Source organism: Cupriavidus sp. SW-Y-13, assembly GCF_009793345.1.
GTDB lineage: Bacteria > Pseudomonadota > Gammaproteobacteria > Burkholderiales > Burkholderiaceae > Cupriavidus.
In genome coordinates, this window is the sequence record NZ_WHLX01000001.1 from 1,489,012 (window position 1) to 1,510,152 (window position 21,141).

The 21,141-nt window shown below is 64.4% G+C and carries 17 protein-coding genes; 5 read left to right on the top strand and 12 right to left on the bottom strand.

Features of this window, described 5'->3' with window-relative positions:
* Window positions 1-53 precede the first annotated feature (53 nt).
* Complete coding sequence (mfd, locus tag GA566_RS06600; RefSeq protein WP_160472129.1) at window positions 54-3,506, bottom strand: transcription-repair coupling factor; 3,453 nt, start codon at window positions 3,504-3,506, stop codon at window positions 54-56.
* 177 nt (window positions 3,507-3,683) lie between these two features.
* Here mfd and ispD point away from each other — a divergent pair, with 177 nt between their 5' ends.
* Window positions 3,684-4,436 (top strand): 2-C-methyl-D-erythritol 4-phosphate cytidylyltransferase, encoded by a 753-nt coding sequence (ispD, locus tag GA566_RS06605; protein WP_137924449.1) that lies wholly within the window; start codon window positions 3,684-3,686, stop codon window positions 4,434-4,436.
* A 28-nt stretch (window positions 4,437-4,464) separates the two neighbouring features.
* Entirely contained in the window at window positions 4,465-4,971 is a 507-nt protein-coding gene (ispF, locus tag GA566_RS06610; RefSeq protein ID WP_160472131.1) for a 2-C-methyl-D-erythritol 2,4-cyclodiphosphate synthase, read from the top strand.
* A gap of 15 nt (window positions 4,972-4,986) precedes the next feature.
* Here the strand turns inward: ispF and GA566_RS06615 are convergent, their stop codons facing one another.
* From GA566_RS06615 to ompR, 6 genes are all read right to left on the bottom strand, one after another.
* Window positions 4,987-5,568 carry a GNAT family N-acetyltransferase gene (locus GA566_RS06615; protein WP_137924451.1) on the bottom strand — a complete coding sequence of 194 codons (582 nt, stop codon included), beginning with the start codon at window positions 5,566-5,568 and terminating at the stop codon, window positions 4,987-4,989.
* Between the two features lie 173 nt (window positions 5,569-5,741).
* A complete protein-coding gene (locus GA566_RS06620; RefSeq protein WP_137924452.1) occupies window positions 5,742-6,263 on the bottom strand; it encodes a carboxymuconolactone decarboxylase family protein in 522 nt (173 codons plus the stop codon).
* 122 nt (window positions 6,264-6,385) lie between these two features.
* Window positions 6,386-6,934 (bottom strand): peroxiredoxin, encoded by a 549-nt coding sequence (locus GA566_RS06625; RefSeq protein WP_130390292.1) that lies wholly within the window; start codon window positions 6,932-6,934, stop codon window positions 6,386-6,388.
* 245 nt (window positions 6,935-7,179) lie between these two features.
* The gene (locus tag GA566_RS06630) at window positions 7,180-8,478 is read right to left on the bottom strand and encodes an MFS transporter (RefSeq protein WP_137924453.1); all 1,299 of its coding nucleotides are present in this window, start codon (window positions 8,476-8,478) and stop codon (window positions 7,180-7,182) included.
* 184 nt (window positions 8,479-8,662) lie between these two features.
* Entirely contained in the window at window positions 8,663-10,012 is a 1,350-nt protein-coding gene (locus tag GA566_RS06635; protein ID WP_137924454.1) for an ATP-binding protein, read from the bottom strand.
* Window positions 10,013-10,034: 22 nt separating this feature from the next.
* Window positions 10,035-10,757 (bottom strand): two-component system response regulator OmpR, encoded by a 723-nt coding sequence (gene ompR, locus GA566_RS06640; protein WP_010810107.1) that lies wholly within the window; start codon window positions 10,755-10,757, stop codon window positions 10,035-10,037.
* A 286-nt stretch (window positions 10,758-11,043) separates the two neighbouring features.
* Between ompR and GA566_RS06645 the strand changes: the two genes are divergently transcribed.
* The gene (locus tag GA566_RS06645) at window positions 11,044-11,418 is read left to right on the top strand and encodes a hypothetical protein (protein ID WP_160472133.1); all 375 of its coding nucleotides are present in this window, start codon (window positions 11,044-11,046) and stop codon (window positions 11,416-11,418) included.
* A 25-nt stretch (window positions 11,419-11,443) separates the two neighbouring features.
* Here GA566_RS06645 and GA566_RS06650 read toward each other — a convergent pair whose 3' ends face one another.
* The gene (locus GA566_RS06650) at window positions 11,444-12,709 is read right to left on the bottom strand and encodes a Zn-dependent hydrolase (protein ID WP_160472135.1); all 1,266 of its coding nucleotides are present in this window, start codon (window positions 12,707-12,709) and stop codon (window positions 11,444-11,446) included.
* A 38-nt stretch (window positions 12,710-12,747) separates the two neighbouring features.
* The gene (hpnD, locus tag GA566_RS06655; RefSeq protein WP_160472137.1) at window positions 12,748-13,578 is read right to left on the bottom strand and encodes a presqualene diphosphate synthase HpnD; all 831 of its coding nucleotides are present in this window, start codon (window positions 13,576-13,578) and stop codon (window positions 12,748-12,750) included.
* A 422-nt stretch (window positions 13,579-14,000) separates the two neighbouring features.
* On the opposite strand from hpnD, the gene GA566_RS06660 reads away from it, so the two are divergent.
* Both GA566_RS06660 and GA566_RS06665 read left to right on the top strand, forming a co-directional pair.
* Window positions 14,001-15,149, top strand: a complete 1,149-nt coding sequence (locus GA566_RS06660) for an efflux RND transporter periplasmic adaptor subunit (protein WP_237380273.1) — start codon at window positions 14,001-14,003, stop codon at window positions 15,147-15,149.
* 9 nt (window positions 15,150-15,158) lie between these two features.
* A complete protein-coding gene (locus GA566_RS06665; RefSeq protein WP_160472141.1) occupies window positions 15,159-18,278 on the top strand; it encodes an efflux RND transporter permease subunit in 3,120 nt (1,039 codons plus the stop codon).
* Window positions 18,279-18,296: 18 nt separating this feature from the next.
* Here the strand turns inward: GA566_RS06665 and GA566_RS06670 are convergent, their stop codons facing one another.
* From GA566_RS06670 to GA566_RS06680, 3 genes are all read right to left on the bottom strand, one after another.
* On the bottom strand, window positions 18,297-18,710 hold the full coding sequence (locus GA566_RS06670; protein WP_137924460.1) for a DUF3830 family protein: 414 nt from the start codon (window positions 18,708-18,710) through the stop codon (window positions 18,297-18,299).
* 179 nt (window positions 18,711-18,889) lie between these two features.
* Complete coding sequence (locus tag GA566_RS06675; RefSeq protein WP_160472142.1) at window positions 18,890-20,080, bottom strand: amidase; 1,191 nt, start codon at window positions 20,078-20,080, stop codon at window positions 18,890-18,892.
* Between the two features lie 44 nt (window positions 20,081-20,124).
* Entirely contained in the window at window positions 20,125-21,135 is a 1,011-nt protein-coding gene (locus GA566_RS06680; protein ID WP_160472144.1) for an ABC transporter ATP-binding protein, read from the bottom strand.
* Between the last annotated feature and the right edge of the window lie 6 nt (window positions 21,136-21,141).

A 21,141-nucleotide genomic window follows, 5' to 3' on the forward strand; every position in this document is an offset into this window, starting at 1 on the left:
TCGTGAGAAAACGTTGATTCGTCAAGGATGAGATCCTACACCCGGCGCGTCAGTCAGGCCAACTGCCGCAGCGTGTGCTTGATCGTCTGCGCGCGGGCGGCCACGTCTTCCATCTTGGCCTCGATACGCAGCTTGTCCTGTCCGGCCAGCTTGATGTGCCGGTTCTTCTGCACAAGTTCGATGATCTTGATGGCGTCGATGGGCGGGTTCGGCACGAACTGCATGCTGACCGTGGCCTCGCCCGCGTCGATCTTGCGCACGCCCAGCGGCGCAGCGGCTATGCGTAGCCGGTGCGTTTCGATCAGTGCCTGCGCCTGCGCGGGCAGACGGCCGAAACGGTCGATCAGTTCTTCCTGAATATCGTCCACGCGCTCGCCGGTTTCGCAGTTGGCCAGACGCTTGTAGAGCGACAGGCGTTCATGCACATCGGCGCAGTAATCGTTCGGCAGCAGGGCCGGCGTGCCGAGGTTGATTTCGGTAGTGGCCGCCAGCGGCGCCATCAGATCCGGTTCCTTGCCGGCCTTGAGGGATTTCACGGCGGCGTTGAGCATGTCCGTGTAAAGCTGGAAGCCGATCTCGTGGATCTCGCCCGATTGCTTGTCGCCAAGTACTTCGCCCGCACCGCGAATCTCCAGGTCGTGCATGGCCAGATAGAAGCCCGCACCCAGTTCCTCCATCTGCTGGATGGCTTCGAGCCGGCGCTGCGCCTGCTTGGTCAGCCCCTCGGGGTCGTGCACGAGCAGATACGCGTAGGCCTGGTGATGGCTGCGGCCCACGCGTCCGCGCAACTGGTGCAACTGCGCCAGGCCGAACTTGTCGGCGCGGTGGATCAGGATCGTGTTGGCCGTCGGCACGTCGATACCGGTTTCGATAATCGTCGTGCAGAGCAGGATGTTGTCGCGGCGTGCCACGAAATCTCGCATCACGCGTTCGAGTTCGCGTTCGTGCATCTGGCCGTGCGCCACGGCGATGCGCGCCTCGGGCACCAGTTCGGCCAACCGGGCGCGCTTGTTCTCGATGGTCTCCACCTCGTTGTGCAGGAAGTAGACTTGTCCGCCGCGCTTGAGCTCCCGCAGGATAGCCTCGCGAATCACGCCGTCTTCCTCGCGTCGCACGAACGTCTTGATGGCCAGCCGCTTTTGCGGCGCCGTTGCGATGACCGAAAAATCGCGCAGCCCTTCCAGCGCCATGCCCAGCGTGCGCGGGATTGGCGTGGCGGTCAGCGTCAGCACATCTACCTCGGCACGCAGCGTCTTCAGCGCTTCTTTCTGGCGTACCCCGAAGCGGTGTTCCTCGTCGATGATGACCAGACCCAGGCGCTGGAACTTCACCTGATCGGACAGCAGCTTGTGCGTGCCGATCACGATATCGACGGTGCCGTCGTTGATCTGCTTGATGGCCGCGTCGATTTCCTTCTTCGTCTTGAAGCGCGACAGTTCCACGATGCGCACCGGCCATTCGGCGAAGCGGTCTGACAGCGTCTGGAAATGCTGCTCGGCCAGCAGCGTGGTGGGCGCCAGCATCGCCACCTGCTTGCCGCCGAGCACGGCCACGAATGCGGCGCGCAGAGCCACTTCGGTCTTGCCGAAGCCCACATCGCCGCAGACCAGACGGTCCATCGGCTTGCCCGAGGTCATGTCGGCGATGACTGCCGAGATCGCTGCAGCCTGATCCGGTGTTTCCTCGAAGCCGAAGCTCTCGGCGAAAGTCTCGTAGTCCTTCGGCTGCAACGGGAAGGCAAAGCCTTCGCGCAGCGCGCGGCGCGCGTAGAGGTTCAGCAGTTCGGCGGCGGTGTCCCGGATCTGCTGCGCGGCGCGGCGCTTGGCCTTGTCCCACTGGCCCGTACCGAGCGAATGCAGCGGCGCGGTTTCCGGATCGGCGCCCGAGTAGCGCGAAATCACGTGCAGTTGATGCACGGGCACGTAGAGCTTGCTGGCGCGGTCGTAATCGAGATGCAGGAACTCCTCGTCGCCCTGGCCCATGTCAAGCGTGACCAGCCCCTGGTAGCGGCCGATGCCGTGCTCGCTATGTACCACGGGGTCGCCGATCTTGAGCTCGGCCAGATCACGAACCATGGCGTCGACGGTACTGGCCTGTTCCTGCTTGCGACGTCCGGCACGGCGCGTGGTGCCCGCGTAGAGCTCGTTCTCGGTTACGAAGGCGAGCGATGCAGAGGGCAGCGCGAAGCCGCTCTGCAGTGGTGCCACGGCAATCGAGAAATGCGATTCCCCTGCCAGGAACGCCGCGAAATCCTCGACGATCATCGGGCGCAGGCCGCTTTCGGCGAAGAACTGCAGCAGTGTTTCGCGCCGGCCAGCGGAGTCCGCGCACATCAGCACGCGCGTGGTCTTGTTCAGCAGCAGGGCTTCCAGATTGACGAGAGGGTCCTCGGCGCGGCGATTCACCGAGACGTCGGGCAGGCCCGCTGCGAAGGGCGTGGCTTCGGCAGGTGCCGGTTCGCGCTGCAGCACCAGCCGCGCGAGCGGCTTTGCGCCGACGAAGAACTGTTCCTCGGACAGGAAGAGGTCCGCGGGCGGCAACAGCGGCCGTTCGCGGTCGTGGCGCATGAAAGTGTAGCGCTGCATGGTGTCGGCCCAGAAGCGCCGAATGGCTTCGTCGACATTGCCCGCGAACGCCAGTTGCGTGCCCTGCGGCAGGTACTCGAACAACGATGCGCTTTGTTCGAAGAACAGCGGAAGGTAGTACTCGATACCGGCGGACGGCACGCCGTTGCCAATGTCCTTGTAGATGGGCGACTTGGTGGGGTCGCCTTCGAAAACTTCTCGCCAGCGGCCTCGGAACGCCGTGCGCGCGGCCTCGTCGAGCGGAAACTCGCGACCGGGCAACAGCCTGACTTCCTTGACCGGGTAGAGACTGCGCTGCGTATCCGGATCGAACGCGCGGATGGTTTCGATTTCCTCGCCGAACAGGTCGATCCGGTATGGCAGCGCCGAACCCATCGGATAGAGATCGATGAGTCCGCCGCGCACGCTGTACTCGCCTGGGCGCATCACCGCACTGACATGCTCGTAGCCGGCCAGTGTGAACTGGGCCTTGAGCGCGGCTTCATCGAGCCGCTCGCCTTGCTTGAAGAAGAACGTGTACGCCGCAAGGAACGACGGCGGCGCCAGTCGATACAGCGCTGTGGAGGCCGGCACGATCATGACATCGCACTGGCCGGTCTGGATGTCGTGCAGCGTTGCCAGCCGCTCGGAAACGAGATCCTGGTGCGGCGAGAAGCTGTCGTACGGCAGCGTTTCCCAGTCAGGTAGCAGTCGGACGCGCAGTTCCGGCGCGAACCACGCAATCTCGTCGGCCAGCCGTTGCGCATCCATGGCATTGGCGCAGACCACGGCCACCATTGGCACGCTGCCACGATGCTGGCGCGCGTAAGCGGCCACCACGAGGGCGTCGGAGGCGCCGGGCAGTCCTGCTACGGCATGGCGCATGCCCGGCTTGACCAGCGGCAGGGCGGCGGAAGGAAAGTCGGGCAATGTGTCAGGCATGGGTAGCAAGGATGCAAAAACGACGCCACCCCGCCGGCGATGCTTGGGGCACGCGCGGGCAGGGGTGTTGGCGATGCCGCCACGGCCCGGAGGCCATGGCGGCGAACAAGGGCCGTATTATAGAATGCGGTCCGGCCGGCTTGCAGCCGGGCTTCCTATCATCCACCCGCAGAACCTGTGTCCGATCGTCGATTCGCCCTGATTCCCTGTGCCGGTACCGGCAGCCGCGCCGGAGGCACCGTGCAGAAGCAGTACCAGACCGTGGCCGGGCGGCCGATGCTCTGGTTCGCGCTGGCGGCGTTCTCGGCTTGTGAAGCGATCAGCGCCACGGCCCTGGTACTGGCACCCGACGACATGCCACTGGAGTCCCGCTTTGGCGCACAGGCGTTTGCGGGGCTGCGTTTCGATACGGCTTTCGTGGGTGGCGATTCACGCCATGCCTCGGTATTGGCGGGCCTCCATCACCTCCAGACACTGGGCGCGTCAGACACCGACTGGGTGCTGGTCCACGATGCCGCACGACCGGGCCTGACGCCGGCGATGATCGATACGCTGGTCCGCGCCGTGGAATCCGACGATGCGGCCAGCGAGCCGATCGGCGGCATCCTGGCGGTGCCCGTGCCCGATACGCTCAAGCGGGCAGAGCAGGGTGTGCCGACCGCCGCGCGGATTGGCGCGACCGTGCCACGCGATGGCCTGTGGCAGGCGCAGACGCCTCAGATGTTCCGCATCGGCGTACTGCGTCATGCCTTGGAGGATGCGATGGCTGCTGGCGCCGTGGTCACCGATGAGGCCAGCGCCATCGAGCGGCTGGGCCTGCGTCCGCGACTGGTGAATGGGTCGCTGCGCAATTTCAAGGTCACGTATCCCGAAGACTTCGCGTTGGCAGACGTACTGCTGCGCGCGGGCGCCGCGCCGTCGGCGTCCTGATATTTTCCTGAATCCAGAAGGAGCCGTTTTGAATCCGTTCGATTTCCGTGTAGGGCAGGGCTACGATGTGCACGCGCTGGTTCCGGGGCGCAAGCTGATCCTGGGCGGCGTGGATATCCCCCATGATCGCGGCCTGCTGGGCCACTCAGATGCCGATGCGTTGCTGCATGCCGTGACGGACGCGCTGTTCGGTGCCGCCGCGCTGGGCGATATCGGCCGGCATTTTCCGGATACCGATCCCAATTTTGCCGGGGCCGACAGTCGGGTGCTGCTTCGCGAAGCCGCGCGCCGCGTACGCGCAGCGGGATTCGAGATCGGCAATGTCGATGCCACCGTGATTGCGCAGAAGCCGAAGCTCGCGCCGCACATCCAGGGCATGGTGGCGAACCTGGCCGAGGATCTCGGCCTGCCGGTCACGCATTGCAACGTGAAGGCCAAGACGAACGAGAAGCTCGGGTTCGAGGGGAAGGAGGAAGGCATCGTCGCGCAGGCGGCGGTGCTGATCTATCGCCGCCCGGCAGACACCCAGGACTGAGTCCCGGGCAACACCTCAGAGGGGCGGTGGCGAAGGCATCGGTGCTTCTTCTGGCGTGATCGTGTAGACGTAGTCGATGAGGCGCGCCATGGCTCCATGGCGTGCACCGGCCTCCGTACGTTTCTGGAAGCCCATCTGTTCGCAGAGTCTGATGGCGGAGTCCATCTCGGGCATGGCGCGGCAGACCAGCGAATGCGCGCCGATGTCACGGGCGCGCTGGATGCAGATCTGCATCAATCGCTTGCCAAGTCCCATCCCGCGCGCCTGCGGGCTGACCGAAAGCAGCCGCGCCTCGGGCTGCGTCAGCGTGATCGTGCTGTCATCGAGCGCGGGCACCGTGGCCCCTGGATGACAAAACAGCACGGCGCCACTGATGCCGTGATCGGTTTCCGCCACCCACCATTCCATGTCCGGATTGTCCTTGGCCGCCAGTACGGAATGCATGCCGCGCTGGAATGATGCCCGGCAATCTTCCATGATGCCAAGTTCATATTGACCGTAGGCTTGTTGCGTGACGGCAGCGATATCGCCCCAGTCATACACCGCGGCCAGCCGGAAACGGAAGCGCGGCGAAGTGTGCGAAGGCAAGGAGCTCATGGCGACTGCGATGTTCGTGACCTTGGCTGGATTGTAGGCCGACCGCAGCACAAATGCACCGCCTCATTGGCGCGAGACCGTGTCAGAGAACATCCATCCGCCAATAAAAAACCGGCCAGGCATCGTTCGATGCCGGCCGGTTCAGGATCGCCGGGAGCCGCGCGATGGGCGGCTTACTCGGCTGCGATCACATTGGCTGCGGCGCCGATCACGGCGGCAATGCGGCCCACGTCACGCAACTGCTGGGCGCTCATGCCTTGCTCGTTCTTCAGCAGGTGGTAGTGCGACTTCACGCAAAAATGGCACTTGCCGATGATCGACGCGGCCAGCGCGTACATCTCGAAACGTCGCTTGTCCACGCCGCCGTGCGTGGCGTATGCGTTCATGCGCAGGCCAGCCGGCTGGCTGGCCAGATCGGGGTCTTCGGCCATCTCGACGTACGGATACCAGAGGTTGTTCATGCCCATCAGCGCCGATGCGGTCTGGGTGGCGGTGACTTCCTCGGGAGACAGCACGTTGGCGTTGCGAATCACGTCGACGATCACCTTGCTCTTGGCGGCGAACGCGGCAGCCAGTGCCACGGCCACGGCATCGTTGCCTTCCAGCGATGAGCGCGCGATCGTACCGTCCACGTTCAGACGGATGTCCTTGGCGTAGTCGGGAATAAGATTTTTGATCGTGCTGAGGAATTCCATTTATTTCTCCTATCGACGAGGGCTCAAAAAACCCGCACATAGCGGGTTTCGGCGTGGAAGGGCGCATCGCCCCTCCACGCGAGGTGCCGAATCGCCTTGCGGCGACGGGCAGGCAGGGCCAATTACAGCGTGGCGCCGCCCACAGCACGGTTGCACGGGCACAGTTCGTCCGTTTGCAGACCGTCCAGGATACGCAGGACTTCTTCCGGGTTACGGCCGACGTTCAGGTTGTTCACCGAAACGTGCTGGATGACGTTGTCCGGATCGACGATGAAGGTGGCGCGCAGGGCAACACCGGCAGCCACGTCACGCACGCCCAGCTGGTCAACCAGCGAGCCGGTCACGTCGGCGAATTGCCATTGGTCCAGCTTGTTCAGGTCCTTGTGTTCACGGCGCCATGCCAGCTTCACGAACTCATTGTCGGTCGAGCCGCCCAGGACGATCGCGTCACGATCTGCGAAGTCGCCGTTCAGCTTGGCGAAGGCCACGATTTCGGTCGGGCACACGAACGTGAAATCCTTCGGGTAGAAGTAGATCACCTTCCACTTGCCTTCGAACGATTTCTCGGTGATGTCTTCGAAAGCCGACTGGCCGTTTTCCTCGTGGTTGTTGAAACCAGGCTTCACGCCAACGATCTGGAACGCTTCGAGCTTTTGACCAACGGTCTTCATGGACTTCTCCTGATACGGTTTGAAGAGAGTGAGGCGAGCGACACGCCACCGTGTTCACGGGCATCACCCGATACACGGAAGCAATCGCAACAATCTGTGATTATGCGCCGTCAGACACTGCCGGAGCCAATTGAAAATCTCAAAGGCCGCGATAGGCAATCTCGACTGCCGCAGTGCAGCAAACAGCGAAGCCGCAGTATGCCACGCATGGACGGACAGTGTCGTGACAGCGCACGTATCGGCTGTCAGGCCGTACGCAGCGCTGCCTGCTCTCGCTGCGCACGAAAGATGATCAGCGTGGCTACCAGGCCGCACACTGCCGCGAATGTGAGCCACAGGCCCGGCGCGGCCTTGTTGCCCGTTGCGTGGATCAGATAGGTGGAGATGGCCGGCGTGAAGCCGCCAAACAGCGCGGTGGCCAGGCTATACGCCAGCGAGAAGCCGGTGGTCCGTACGGCTGCCGGCATCACCTCGGCCAACGTCACGACCATCGCGCCGTTATAGCTCGCGTACAGGAACGACAGCCACAGTTCCACCATCAACAGGCGGCCGAATGATGGCTCCGCTACCAGCCACGATACGGCGGGGTACGCGGTCAGCAGCGTGGCGATGGTGAACACCACGAGCAGCGGCTTGCGGCCCACGCGGTCGGACACGGCGCCCATCAGCGGCAGCCAGATGAAGTTCGACAGCCCGACGCACATCGTGACGATCAGGTTGTCCACGTCATCGAGCTTGAGCACGGTCTTGCCGAAGGTGGGCGTGTAGGCGGTGATCATGTAGAACGAGACCGTGGTCATCACCACCATCATGCAGCCGGCGACGATGATGCCCCAGTTGTCGAGCATCGAGCGGTAGATCTCGCGGGTGGACGGCCGATGCTTGCGTGTGCGGAACGCCTCGGTTTCCTCCAGCGAGCGGCGGATCATGAACAGGAACGGCACGATCAGGCAGCCGATCAGGAACGGCACGCGCCAGCCCCAGTCGTCCATCTGCGCCGGTGCCAGCGTGGCATGCAGGATCACGCCGAGCAGCCCGGCGAAGATCACGGCTACCTGCTGGCTGGCTGACTGCCATGCCACGTAGAAACCTTTCTGGCCGGGTTTGGCGATCTCGGACAGGTAGACCGAGACGCCGCCCAGTTCCACGCCTGCCGAGAAGCCCTGCAACAGCCGGCCGAACAGCACCAGCAGCGGCGCCGCCACGCCGATCGACGCATAGCCGGGCACCAGCGCAATCAGCAGCGTGCCGAGCGCCATCAGCACCAGCGTGACGATCAGGCCCTTGCGGCGCCCGTGATGGTCGATGTATGCGCCCAGCACGATGGCGCCGAGCGGACGCATCAGGAAGCCCGCGCCGAAGGTGGCGAGCGACAGCATCAGCGACGCGAATTCATTGCCGGAGGGGAAGAACGTACGGGCGATGGCAGCGGCGTAGAAGCCGTACACCATGAAGTCATACATTTCGAGGAAGTTGCCGCTGACAACGCGGAACACGGTGCGAAACCCGTGTTGGGAGGTCGGTGTGCTGGGAGTGCTGGACATGGCTGTCTCTCGGTCTGGCGTCCCGTGGGGCGGGTGCCTGTAGTCGATTGTTCAGCCAGTGTGCGCGTCGGCGCTGTCATTCGGCTGTCAGCAGCCTTTCAATCCGATATCAGTAGCTGAAGAAAACCTGTCAATGCGAAGGACGTGGCGCGAATCGGCAAAGCCGTGTCGTCCGGAAGCGACGTCAGGCGCGGCGGAACATGGCGCTGACTACGAGTCCGCTCTTCGGTGCCTGGCGGTTGGCCAGCACCAGGCGTCCGCCGTTGCGCTGCAGGATGCGGTTCACGATCGACATGCCAAGGCCAGCGCCCTTGGCTTCGCTACGGGCGCTGTCGAGCCGGTAGAACGGTCGGGTCAGCAGCGAAAGCTGCTCGTGGGGTACGCCGGGGCCGGTGTCGGCCACCGTCAGCACAGCGTCCTTGTCGTCCAGGCTGGTAGTGATTTCCACTTCGGCCATGCCCGTTTCCTCGTCCTTGGCATAGCGGCGGGCGTTCTCCACAAGGTTGTCCAGAATGCGCTGGATTTCCATGCGATTGGCCACGGCCATGACCGGACCGTTGGACCGCACGTGCACGCGCACATCGTCGTGCGCGGCATAGACGCCCACCGATTCCTGCACCAGCGCGGAGAGATCCACCGGCTCCACCACCTCCTGGCCCGGTCGGGCATAGTTCAGGAACTGACCGATGATGGCGTCCATCTGTTCGATGTCGGCAATCATCGCGTCGCGCGTGGTGGCATCCACAGGCGACATCTCGGTTTCCAGGCGCAGACGCGTGAGCGGCGTGCGCAGGTCGTGGGAAATACCAGCGAGCATGACCACGCGGTCGTCGTCGAGCTGGCGCAGGTCGCGCACCATCTGGTTGAAGCTGCGGTTGGCCTGGGCCACTTCGCTGGCGCCTTGCTCGCGCAGCGGCGGTGGATCGCCACCCGTGCCGATCAGCTTGGCGGCATTGGTCAGCCGCTTGAGCGGATAGTTGACGCGCGCCGTGATGAATGCGGCGCCGATAATCGACAGCAGCAGCGCGGCAATACTCCACCATAGCCACTGGATGCCCGGTACGCGCTCGAAACGCTCGGGGCTGATGGCCACCCAGTAATCGTCGCCCTCGATCTCGAAGCTGACCCAAACGCCGGGAATGTCGTTGACCGTGGTGGCGAGTACCGTGTCTTCGCCCAGGCGGCTGCGAATCTCCTGCTGTACCAACTGGGTGAGGAACGGGTTGGCCTTGGGCGCGGCGAAGTCGTCGTCCTTTTCTCGCGGATAGACCTTGATGCCTTCGTTCTGGACGAGGTCGAGCAGAAGGAACCGGCGCCGCGCGGGGTCGGAGTAGAGCAGGGCGGCGCGCGTGAGCTTGACCACGCTGACCACCTGCATGGCGATCTGCTGGGCGCGCGGTGCACGTTCGAAGAGCCGGTAGCTCTGGAACCAGATACCCAGCGAGATCGCCAGCAACAGGGCGATCAGCATGAAGGTTCGCCAGAATAGCGAACCGAAGAACCGCGTTGCGGTACGGCCGAGAGCGGTCGACACGATGCTGCTGTGCGGACCGGCTTTACTTCACGCCATCGGGGATGAAGACGTAGCCGAGGCCCCAGACCGTCTGGATGAAGCGCGGGTTGCTCGGGTCCGGCTCGATCAGCTTGCGCAGGCGGGAGATCTGCACGTCCAGGCTGCGGTCGAATACCTCGTATTCTCGGCCGCGTGCCATTTCCATGAGCTTTTCGCGCGACAGCGGCTGGCGCGGATGGCGGGCGAAGACCTTGAGCACCGAGAACTCGCCCGTGGTGAGCGTGATTTCCTCGTCGTTCTTGGTCAGCGTGCGCGTGGCCAGGTTCAGCACGAAATCGCCAAAGGCGAACGTTTCCGGCGTCTCCGACGGAGCGCCCGGCACTTCGGCCGGCCCCTTGCGGCGCAGCACCGCGTGGATGCGCGCAATCAGTTCACGGGGGTTGAAAGGCTTGGGCAGGTAGTCGTCAGCGCCCATTTCGAGGCCGACGATGCGATCCACATCCTCGCCCTTGGCGGTGAGCATGATGATCGGTGTCTGGTCGTTGGCGCCGCGCAGGCGACGGCAGATCGAGAGGCCATCCTCGCCCGGCATCATCAGGTCAAGCACCAGCAGGTCAAACCGTTCGCGCAGCCAGAGCTTGTTCATGGCCGTGGCGTTTTCCGCTACGAGAACCGTGAAGCCCTGCTCGCCAAGGTAGCGGCGGAGCAGGTCGCGCAGGCGCGGGTCGTCATCCACGACGAGAATCTTGTGGCTGGTATTTTCCATGGCGGTATCTTAGCGATTATCGCTTTCGCTCAAAATGGCTTAACAAAACGTTACATACTTTACCCCGTGGTATGGCGGCATGCACCTTCTGTGCAATTACACTCCGCAAACCGTTGTCAGAGGCCGTCCTGCATGGCCCGAGAAAACATGGTCACCACGGGTATTTCGCTTCCCGCGTTTCCGGCACTGGCACGCTGCCTGCTGCAAACAAGGGCAATGCGGATGCCGGCAAACGGAGGGTCCGGAGGACTAGTCCGGAGGCACTGTCGAAAACCGCCATTATCCAATGAAAGTGAAGCAAAACCGGCACGGGCAAACCCTGCGTCGCGCTACCCGCGCGCCATCGGGATGGCTTGCCGGCATGACCCTGCTACTGGCAATGGCATCCGCGCCGGCCCATGCGCAGTCGGCAGGGATGGCACATCTGCTCCATCCGCGCAGCCAGCCGCCTGGGGCACAGGGCAGTGCGCCACCGCCTGACCGCAACCGCCAGCCCTCGCCCCCGCGCCGTAACGACCGCGCCGAAACCGAGCGCGACATGGCCGAGCGTGCCGCCCGCCAAAGCCAGCGCGGCGGCCATCAGAACCTCTCGCCCGACGAGCGCAAGACGCTGCGCAAGAATCTCTACGACTACAGCAAGGAAATGTACCGCGGCGGTTGATGCCGCCGCCTTCCTTGCGAAGCCATTATCCGCCCTTCGGCCGGAAATGCCTCAGGAAGTCGACAAAGACTTCCGCCGCCTGCCTGGCATCGTCCTCGGTGATGGTTTCCAGCGGGTTGTGGCTGATGCCCTCGTTGCCGCAACGCACAAAGAGCATGGCCACGTCGGTGATCCGCTGCATCATCATCGCGTCGTGACCCGCACCCGAGGGCAGTTCGAACGTCTCCAGTCCCCGCTTTTTCAGTACAGCCGCAAATTGATCCATCAGCCAGCGCGCGCATGGCGCGTTGTTGACCGGCGTCACGCGTTCCACACTTACCTGCAGGGCGCGGCGCGCGGCAATCTTCTCGATCCCCGCCACAATGTCGGCGATGGCGGCTTCCCGGATGCCATCCTCGCCCGCGCGGATGTCCATGGAAAACGTGCAGGCGGCCGGAATCACGTTGCTGGAGCCATCGGGCACCTGCAACTGGCCCACCGTCCCGACTAGCGTAGGCACCTGCCCGCAGCGTTCTTCCACCAGCAGGATCATCTCCGCCGCGCCCGTGGCCGCATCGCGGCGCATGTCCATCGGCGTGGTGCCGGCATGGCTGGCCAGGCCCTCCACCCGCACCTGGAAGCGGCTGCTGCCGGCGATCTGCGTCACGATACCCAGCGGCAAGCCGCGATGCAGTAGCACCGGCCCCTGCTCGATATGCACTTCGACAAAGCCTGCCAGTGTGGCGGGATCTACCGCTGCGGCGCGCAGCGCATCGATCGAGCCACTGCCCGGGAATCCGGCTGCCGCCAATGCGGCGCCCATCGTGATGCCATCGGCGTCCACGCGATCCAGCAGTGCCGGGTCGAAGCGTCCGGCCAGCACGCTGCTGGCCAGGAAGCTGGTCTTGAAGCGCAGCCCTTCTTCCTCGGCGAACGCTATAACTTCGAAGTGGTAGGGCAGGCGGATGCCCGCGTCTCGCAGCGCCCCCACAACTGCGATCGGTAGCAGGATGCCCAGCCGGCCGTCGTAGCGGCCACCGTTGCGCACCGTATCGAAATGCGAGCCGGTCATCAGCACCTTGGGATCCGCCTCGGCGGGATCGGCGGCATACCGGCCGATCACATTGCCGATGGCGTCAATGCGCACACTCATTCCTGCCTCTTCCATCCAGCGAACCAGTTGCGCTTGCGCCTGAGCGTGCGCGGGCGTCAGGAAGGCGCAGGTCAGCCCACCTTCCATGTCGGAATGCTGGGCGAGGAGGTCGGCGCGGTCCAGGATCGACTGGCCGAGGGAGGGCTGGGCGGAGGTCATGATTGCTTTCTGGTGACTACTGAATGGGGGGTGTTGCTTCAGCCGTTCCGGAGCCAGGTCTTCCACGCCAGCCAGAGCTTGCGCATCGGCGTGAGCGCGGTGCGTTGCGTGAGTACCTGGAACTCGCCTGCCTCGATTTCATCGAGCAGCGCGTGGTGGATGGCTGCCAGCGCCAGCGGTGCGCGCAACGCGCGGCGATCGGCACGCGGCAGGGTGTCGAGCGCTTCGCGATACAGCGTCCGGGCCTGCGCCGCCTGGTCGCGCATCATCACCGCGAATTGGGGCGAGTACCGCGATTGCATGATGTCGGCGGCTGGCACCTCGAAGCGCTGCAATGTGTCCACCGGCACGTAGATCCGGCCCTGGCGCGCGTCGCGGCCCATTTCGCGAATGATGCGGATGCGGAGTTGCGACAGGCCGATCTTCTCGGCAGCGGCCAGCGTCTGCGGATCAGTGCAGCCCAGCAGCCGTGCCGCCAGCTTGCCGAACGTGCCGCCCACGGCGCGGCTGTACTTAGCCAGCGCGGATTCGTCTATATAGCGCGATTGCGCCAGATCCATCTCGGTGCCGTCGAGTGCCTGGGTCATCTCGGCCACGGGCAACTGGGCCAGGAACGGCTGCAGGGCGAGGCTCACCGGATGGGCGCCCTTGCCGTCATACAGGCGGCGTAGTTCGGCGCGCCACCAGTCCAGTCGCTGCAGGGCCACGCCGGCATCATGATTCTCGTGAACGATGGCATCGAGCTCCAGGCGCCACGCCTGCAAGGCGGTCAGGGCACGCCGGCGCTCGGGGGAAAGCAGCAGGCAACTGTAATAAAAGCTCGAACCGCTTTTCGCGGCTTTGTCCTGGCAATACTGATCGGGCGTCACGCCAATCTCTTTCTGGTAAGGCGGGTGGGGAGGCGGGCGACGTAGGGGCGCCGAGGCCGCGAATTGTAACATCGGCGTCCGCTCCCCGATGTTGCAGGTGACGCCCGCTCCGCGACTTTTCGTCGCGTCAGCGCGCCATTTGTCATCCGCCGTTTGACGCACTCGAGCCGGATGGCTATATTACTGACCGGCCAGTTAGTAAGTGTCCGCCCAGATGGCGCGGCATTGGCAAGACGTCCGGAAGAGGCGTTGACGAGACCCCCACGGCCGGTCGGCCGCGCCAGAAATTCCCGACGTTCGCTCCACCTCTCTATCAAAGACGCTTGTCCATGCCAGTGCCATTTGCCAGGCCGGAAGTCGCGGCCGATGAAACCCAGGATTGCAAGGTGCCGCGTGGCACTGCCTCGGCGTGGGGGCGCCGCATGCGCACCGTCGGCGCCGGCCTGACAGGTCTGGTGCTGGTGCTGGGCTTGTCCGGTTGCGGGAAGAAGGCGGAAGGGGAAGCACCGGTCCGTCCGGTTCGACTGATGCAACTGAGCCCTACGGCCGGCAAGACTGCTTTCGAGTTTTCTGGCGATGTCCGTCCCCGCATCGAATCCCGGCTCGGCTTCCGCGTGGGCGGCAAGATCGCCGCGCGTCTGGTGGATGTGGGCGCCACGGTGCGTAAGGGACAGCCGTTGGCGCGGCTCGACCCTACCGATCTGGCACTGGCCGAATCGGGCGCCCGTGCGCAATATGACGCCGCCAAGACCGACCGAGACCTGTCGGCTTCCGATCTCAAGCGCTACAAGGAGCTGGCTGCGCGCAACTTCATCAGTTCGGCAGAACTGACCCGCCGCCAAGCTACCTATGACTCGGCCGCGTCGCGGCTGGAACAGGCGCAGGCCAACCTGCGCAATCAGTCGAACCAGACCGGCTACGCCGTGCTGACGGCCGATGCCGATGGCGTGGTGACGGCCATCGACGCGGAAGTGGGCCAGGTAGTGTCGCCGGGGCAGTCCGTGGTCCGGGTGGCCCAGACGGCCGAGAAGGAAGTGGCCATCGGCCTGCCCGAGGATCAGGTCGATATGCTGCGCGGCGTCTCGGATGTCACGGTCCACACCTGGTCGGAACCCGGCCGGGCGTTGCCTGGGCGCGTACGCGAGATTTCCGCGGCGGCCGATCCGGTCACGCGTACCTATCCCACGCGCGTGACGATTCCGAATCCCCCGCCCGACCTGCGCATCGGCATGACGGCTGTCGTGCAATTCACTCGCACAGGCGAGAACGCGGCGATCCGGATTCCCTTGACGGCACTGCTCCAGCAGAAGGGCAGCAATCAGGTCTGGATCTATACCCCGGGCGAGGGTGGTAGCGGCACAGTGAAACCCGTGCCCGTCACGCTGGGCGAGGCGCAGGGCAACCTGATCGAGATCCGGCAGGGCCTGGCACCGGGCCAGACCATCGTCACCGCCGGCGTGCATTTGCTCAAGACCGGGCAGCGCGTCAAGCCGATGCAGGCTGTCACGCCGGCCCAGCCGGCGTCGAACCCGGGCGTGCGCATCAGCGCCCTCGATCGCCATCTGGGCTGAGGCCGGCCCATGGAACATTCCCGCTTCAATCTGTCGCGCTGGGCGCTGGAGCACCAGCCGCTGACGCGCTATCTGCTGGTCGTGCTGCTGATCGGCGGCCTGATCGCGTTCTTCCAACTGGGTCAGGACGAAGACCCACCGTTCACGTTCCGCGTGATGGTGGTGCAGGCGTACTGGCCCGGCGCCACGGCCGAGCAGATCGCCGTGCAGGTCACGGACAAGATCGAGCGGCAACTGCAGGAAGTGCCGTACGCGGACAAGATCCGCAGCTTCTCCAAGCCGGGCGAAACCACGGTGATCTTTCAACTGGCCGACAACGCACCGGCCAAGGACACCGCACAGATCTGGTACACGGTTCGCAAGAAGATCGGCGATATCCAGCAGACGCTGCCGCAGGGTGTGCGCGGGCCATTCTTCAACGATGAATTCGGCGATGTCTATGGCTCCATCTATGCGTTGAGCGCAGATGGCTTCAACTACAAGGAGCTGCGCGAATACGCCGACCTGGTGCGCCAGGATCTGCTACGCATTCCCGCCGTGGCCAAGGTCGCGCTGATCGGACTGCAGGACGAGAAGCTCTATATCGAGTTCAACCAGACGCGCTTTGCGCAGCTTGGCCTCGATATCAATGCCATTGCCAACCAGATTGCCGAGCAGAACAACCCCACCGGCAGCGGGGTGCTGGTCACGCCCACCGATAACCTGCAGGTCCGTGTCACGGGCCAACTGGGAGATGTGGAGGACCTGAAGAATCTGGTGCTGCGCGGTCCGAACGGTATTGCCAACATCCGGCTAGGCGATATCGCCAACGTCTATCGCGGCTATGTCGATCCGCCCGTCAGCCGCATGCGGTACAACGGCAAGGACGTGATCGGGCTGGGCATCTCGATGGAGAAGGGCGGCGACATCATCGCGCTGGGCAAGGAACTGCGCCGCGTGACCGATCGGCTGCGGGGCCAGTTGCCGATGGGCATCGAGATGGAGCAGGTGCAGGACCAGCCCAAGGCGGTTCAGCGTAGCGTGGGCGAGTTCGTGCACGTGCTGATCGAGGCCGTGGTCATCGTGCTGGGTGTCAGCTTTGTTTCGCTGGGGCTGCATACCCGGCCGTTGCGGATCGACGTGCGCCCCGGGCTGGTGGTGGCGCTGACTATCCCGCTGGTGCTCGCCGTGACGTTCCTGTTCATGAACATCTTCGGCATCGGCTTGCACAAGATATCGCTGGGTGCGCTGATCATTGCGCTCGGCCTGCTGGTGGATGATGCGATCATCGCCGTGGAAATGATGGTCCGCAAGCTGGAAGAAGGCTTCTCCAAGATGGAGGCGGCCACGTTTGCCTACACCTCCACGGCCATGCCGATGCTGACCGGCACGCTGATCACGGCGGCGGGCTTCCTGCCGGTGGGGCTGGCCAAGTCCACAGTGGGCGAATACACCTTTGCGATCTTCGCGGTCACGGCGATGGCGCTGATGCTGTCTTGGCTGGCGGCGGTGTATTTCACGCCGTATCTCGGCTATCTGCTGCTGAAGACGCGGACCGCGGACGGTGGCCATCACGAGGTCTTCGACACGCCGTTCTACAAGGGCTTCCGCAAGCTCGTGCATTGGTGTGTCACGTGGCGCAAGTCTGTGATCGTGATTACGCTGGCGATGTTCGCGCTGGGGCTGCTCGCGTTCAAATTTATCGAAACGCAGTTCTTCCCCGATTCGAGCCGTCCCGAACTCATGGTGGAACTGTGGATGCCGGAAGGCACCAGCTACAGGGAGATGGAGACCGTTGCCAAGCGATTCGAGGAGGCGATGCGCCGCGACGAGGATGTGGACAGTATCACCACGTTCGTGGCCAACGGCTCGCCGCGCTTCTATCTGCCGCTGGACCAGATCTTCCCGCAGTCGAACGTGGCGCAGGTGATCGTGATGCCGGTGACGGTGGAGAAGCGCGATCCCTTGCGCCGTCGCGTCGAACGCGTGATCGCTACCGAGTTCCCGCAGTTGCGCGGCCGGGTGAAGCTGTTGCCGAACGGGCCGCCCGTGCAGTATCCGGTGCAGTTCCGCGTGATCGGCCCGGACGCCGCCGTTGTGCGAAAGGTGGCAGATCAGGTCGCGGCCGTGATGGCCGACAATCCGAAAACGGTTGGCGTGAACGACAACTGGAACGAGAACGTCAAGATGCTGCGGCTCGAGCTCGACCAGGACAAGGCGCGCGCGCTTGGGGTGACGACCAATGCCGTGGCGCGTGCCACGCAGGCCGTGCTCACTGGCGTGCCGGTGGGGCAGTACCGCGATGCGGACAAGCTGATCGACATCATCATGCGCACGCCGCGCGAAGAACGCGATGCAATGTCGGATCTCAACAACGTGCTGGTGCCCACCAGCAGCGGCCGGGCCGTGCCGTTGACGCAGGTGGCCCGCGTCACGCTGCGCTCGGAGCCCGGCGTGATCTGGCGTGAGAACCGCGACTTCGGCATTACGGTGCAGTCCGATATCGTCGAAGGCATCCAGGGCCCGACCGTGACCGCACAGATCAATCCGAAGCTCGATCCGATCCGCGCGTCTCTGCCCGCCGGCTATCGCATCACGATTGCCGGAGCCGATGAGGAAAGCGGCAAGGCTGGAGCGTCGATTGCCGCGCAGCTACCGCTTTGCATTTTCCTGATCTTCACGCTGCTGATGCTGCAGATGCACAGCTTCTCGCGTTCGGTGATGGTGTTCCTGACCGGCCCGCTGGGCCTCATCGGGGCTGCCGCCGCGCTGTTGCTGCTGCGTGCGCCGATGGGGTTTGTCGCGCAGCTCGGCATTACCGCGCTGCTGGGCATGATCATCCGGAACTCCGTGATCCTGGTGGATCAGATCGAGCAGGATATCGCTGCCGGCCTGCCGCCCTGGGAGGCCATCGTGGAATCGGCCGTGCGTCGTTGCCGGCCGATCCTGTTGACGGCAGCGACAGCGGTACTGGCCATGATTCCGCTGGCGCGGTCCGTGTTCTGGGGGCCGATGGCGGCCGCCATCATGGGCGGCCTGATCGTGGCCACGTTGCTGACGCTGCTGTTCCTGCCGGCGCTCTATGCCGCGTGGTTCCGCGTGGCGCCGCCCGATGGCAATCGGAGCGACCGGGGTGTGCTGGCGGGCTGACGCCGCGCCTGACTCCCCTTATTCCGCCAGCTCGAAGACCACATCCTGCGCGCCTTCCCACAGCACCTTGGTGCCGAGGGCGCGCAGGTTCTCCTTGCCTTCCACGATGGTCAGGAAGTGGTTGCCGGCCAGTTGCCCCATCTTGCTGGCGAAGCAGCAACTGCCATAGGCCAGGATGATCTCGGTCTCGCTGTAGCCGCCCGGGTAGAACAGGATGTCGCCCACGGACGGGTGGCTGGTGTGGTTTTCGAAGCCCACGCCAAGTTTGAACTCGCCAAGCGGAATCCAGCAGCCTTCACCACTCCAGCGCACGTGAATCAGTTTCTGCCGATAGGGCAGCAGCTTCATGAAAGCGGCCACGGTCTCGGGCGCGTCCGGGTGGGTCTCGGCGATGAAGGTGTGCGTGGGGGTGGTGATGCGAAGTTTGGTCATATTGTTGGTTATCCCGTTCGGTTTGCTCCCCTCTCCCACTTGTGGGAGAGGGGCGGGGGAGAGGGCAAGCGGTTCAAATTGCGACAGGTCGGCAAGCAGAGCCTCGATGCCCTCTCCCCCGGCCCCTCTCCCGCGATGCGGGAGAGGGGAGGAAACAGATGGCATTGCGGAACCCTAACTCACACCAACGCCGTCATCAACACCTCCGCCACCGCAATCAAGCTCCTGTCACTCCCCTTCGGACCGATCAGCGAAATCCCCAGCGGTGCGCCATCGCGGCCGGACAGTGGCAGGCTCAGTTGCGGGAACCCCGACAGCGGCGTCAGGCACAGCGTATGCGCAGCAGCGGTGCGGTAGTCTTCGAGGGATTCCATCGGCGCGGAGCGCAGCGGTGCAATGTCGGGCATCGTGGGCAGCACGAGGATGCTGTCGTGACCGAGCAATCGGCCCAGATGAACGATGAACTCGTTGCGGACCGTGGTCGAGTGCGTGAACTGGGCCTGTGTCACGCCCTTGCTGAAGGCGAAACGGCCCGCCACATCCGGGCCGAGTTGCAAGCCGTAGTTCTCGATCAGCGCGCCATCGGCCTGCCACGCTTCCCATCCCTGCACATAACGGAACGCCCAGTACAGGTCCGACAGCGGACGGTCGGCCACATCGACGGGCACAGCCTTGCCAAACACCGCTTCGATCCGCGCCACGGTTGGCGCCAATGCCGCGCGCGCTTCAGGGGTGGGCAGTTCGAACAGGTCGGAGGCGAGCAGCAGCTTGGGTTTGGCGGGCAGCGGATCGCCATCGGCACCGAGCAACACATCTGCCACGCGGGCAAACGTGGCGATGTCTCGCGCGAAGAATCCGCAGGTATCGAGCGATTCGCACAGCGGCATGACCTGTTCCAGCGAGATGCGGCCATGCGTGGGACGGATGCCGAACAGTCCGCAGTGGCTGGCCGGTGCCCGCACCGAGCCGCCTGTGTCGGTGCCGAGCGCGAAATCAGCCAGCCGGTTCGATACCGCCGAGGCCGATCCAGACGACGAGCCCCCCGTGATGCGATCCGGCGCCGCACCGTTGTAGGGGCCGCCGTAGTGATAGTTCTGGCCGTTCATCGAGAACGCGAGTTCATCGGTATGCACCTTGCCGACGAACGTGGCGCCCGCATCGAGCAGCTTCTGGACCGTTGGTGCGGTAGAGGTCTTGATACCCGAGCGGGCCAGTACATGCGGATTGCCGCCGCCAGTGGGATAGCCGGCAACATCGAACAGATCCTTCACAGCGAAGGTCAGACCTTGCAGGGGCCCGGTCGCGATGTTTGGCACATCGACATCGGGGTAGGGCAGGAAGGCGCGGGCGGGATGGGTAGCCAGGCTCATGGTGTCGGGCGGTCCTTGTGGCGATATGACGGAAAAAAGTGGAGTCAGGCAGCGCATTCGCTGACGGCGGGCGCCTCGACCAGCGTGCAGCTCACGCGGTGGCCGTTGCCGAGCGAGACCGCGCGCGGCACATCGGCCATACATTCCGCGCGAGCATGCGCGCAGCGCGGCGCAAACGTGCAGCCCGGCGGCAGCGCGGCGAGATCGGGCGGCGCGCCGCCGATGGTCTGCAGGCGCTGGCCACGGTCCATGCCGTGCTGGCGGCTTTGCAATAGTGCGATGGTGTACGGGTGGCGTGCGTCGCGCAGCAGCGTGCGGATCGGGCCTTCCTCGACAATGCGCCCGCCATACATCACGGCCACGCGATCGGCGATCTCCACGGCGGCGCCGATATCGTGCGTGACAAATACGATCGACAGCCCCAACTCGCGCTGGAGTTCCCGCAGCAGGATTAACACCTGGATCTGCACGGTGGCATCGAGCGCCGTGGTCGGCTCATCGGCCAGCAGGATCTTCGGCTGTGCGGACAGTGCGAGGGCGATCATGGCGCGTTGCCGCATACCGCCTGACATTTCATGCGGATAGGCCGCGAGCCGTCGCTCCGGACTTGGGATGCGCACGGCTTCGAGCGCCTTGAGCGCCAGCGCCTGGGCTTCGGTCTTCGACACCTTGCGATGCGTGCGGATGCATTCGATGATCTGCTGGCCTACCGTATAAACCGGATCGAGCGCGAGCAGCGGCTCCTGGAACACCATCGCCACGGTGCCGCCGCGCAGGCGGGCCAGCGCGCGTTTGTCGAGCGCGAGCACGTCTTGATTGTCGACACGAATCTGACCGGTCATCCTGGTACGACGCGGCGGATGCAGGCGCATCATCGCGCGCAGCGTCACGCTCTTGCCGGAACCGGATTCGCCGATCAGCGCAACAGCTTCGCCGGGGGCGACATCGAGCGAGACGCCGTTGACGGCGCGGATGGTCTTGCCGCCGCCCGAGAACGTGACATGCAGATCGCGGACGGAGACGGCGGATGCGGAAGCAGTGGGGTCTTGAGACATGATGGT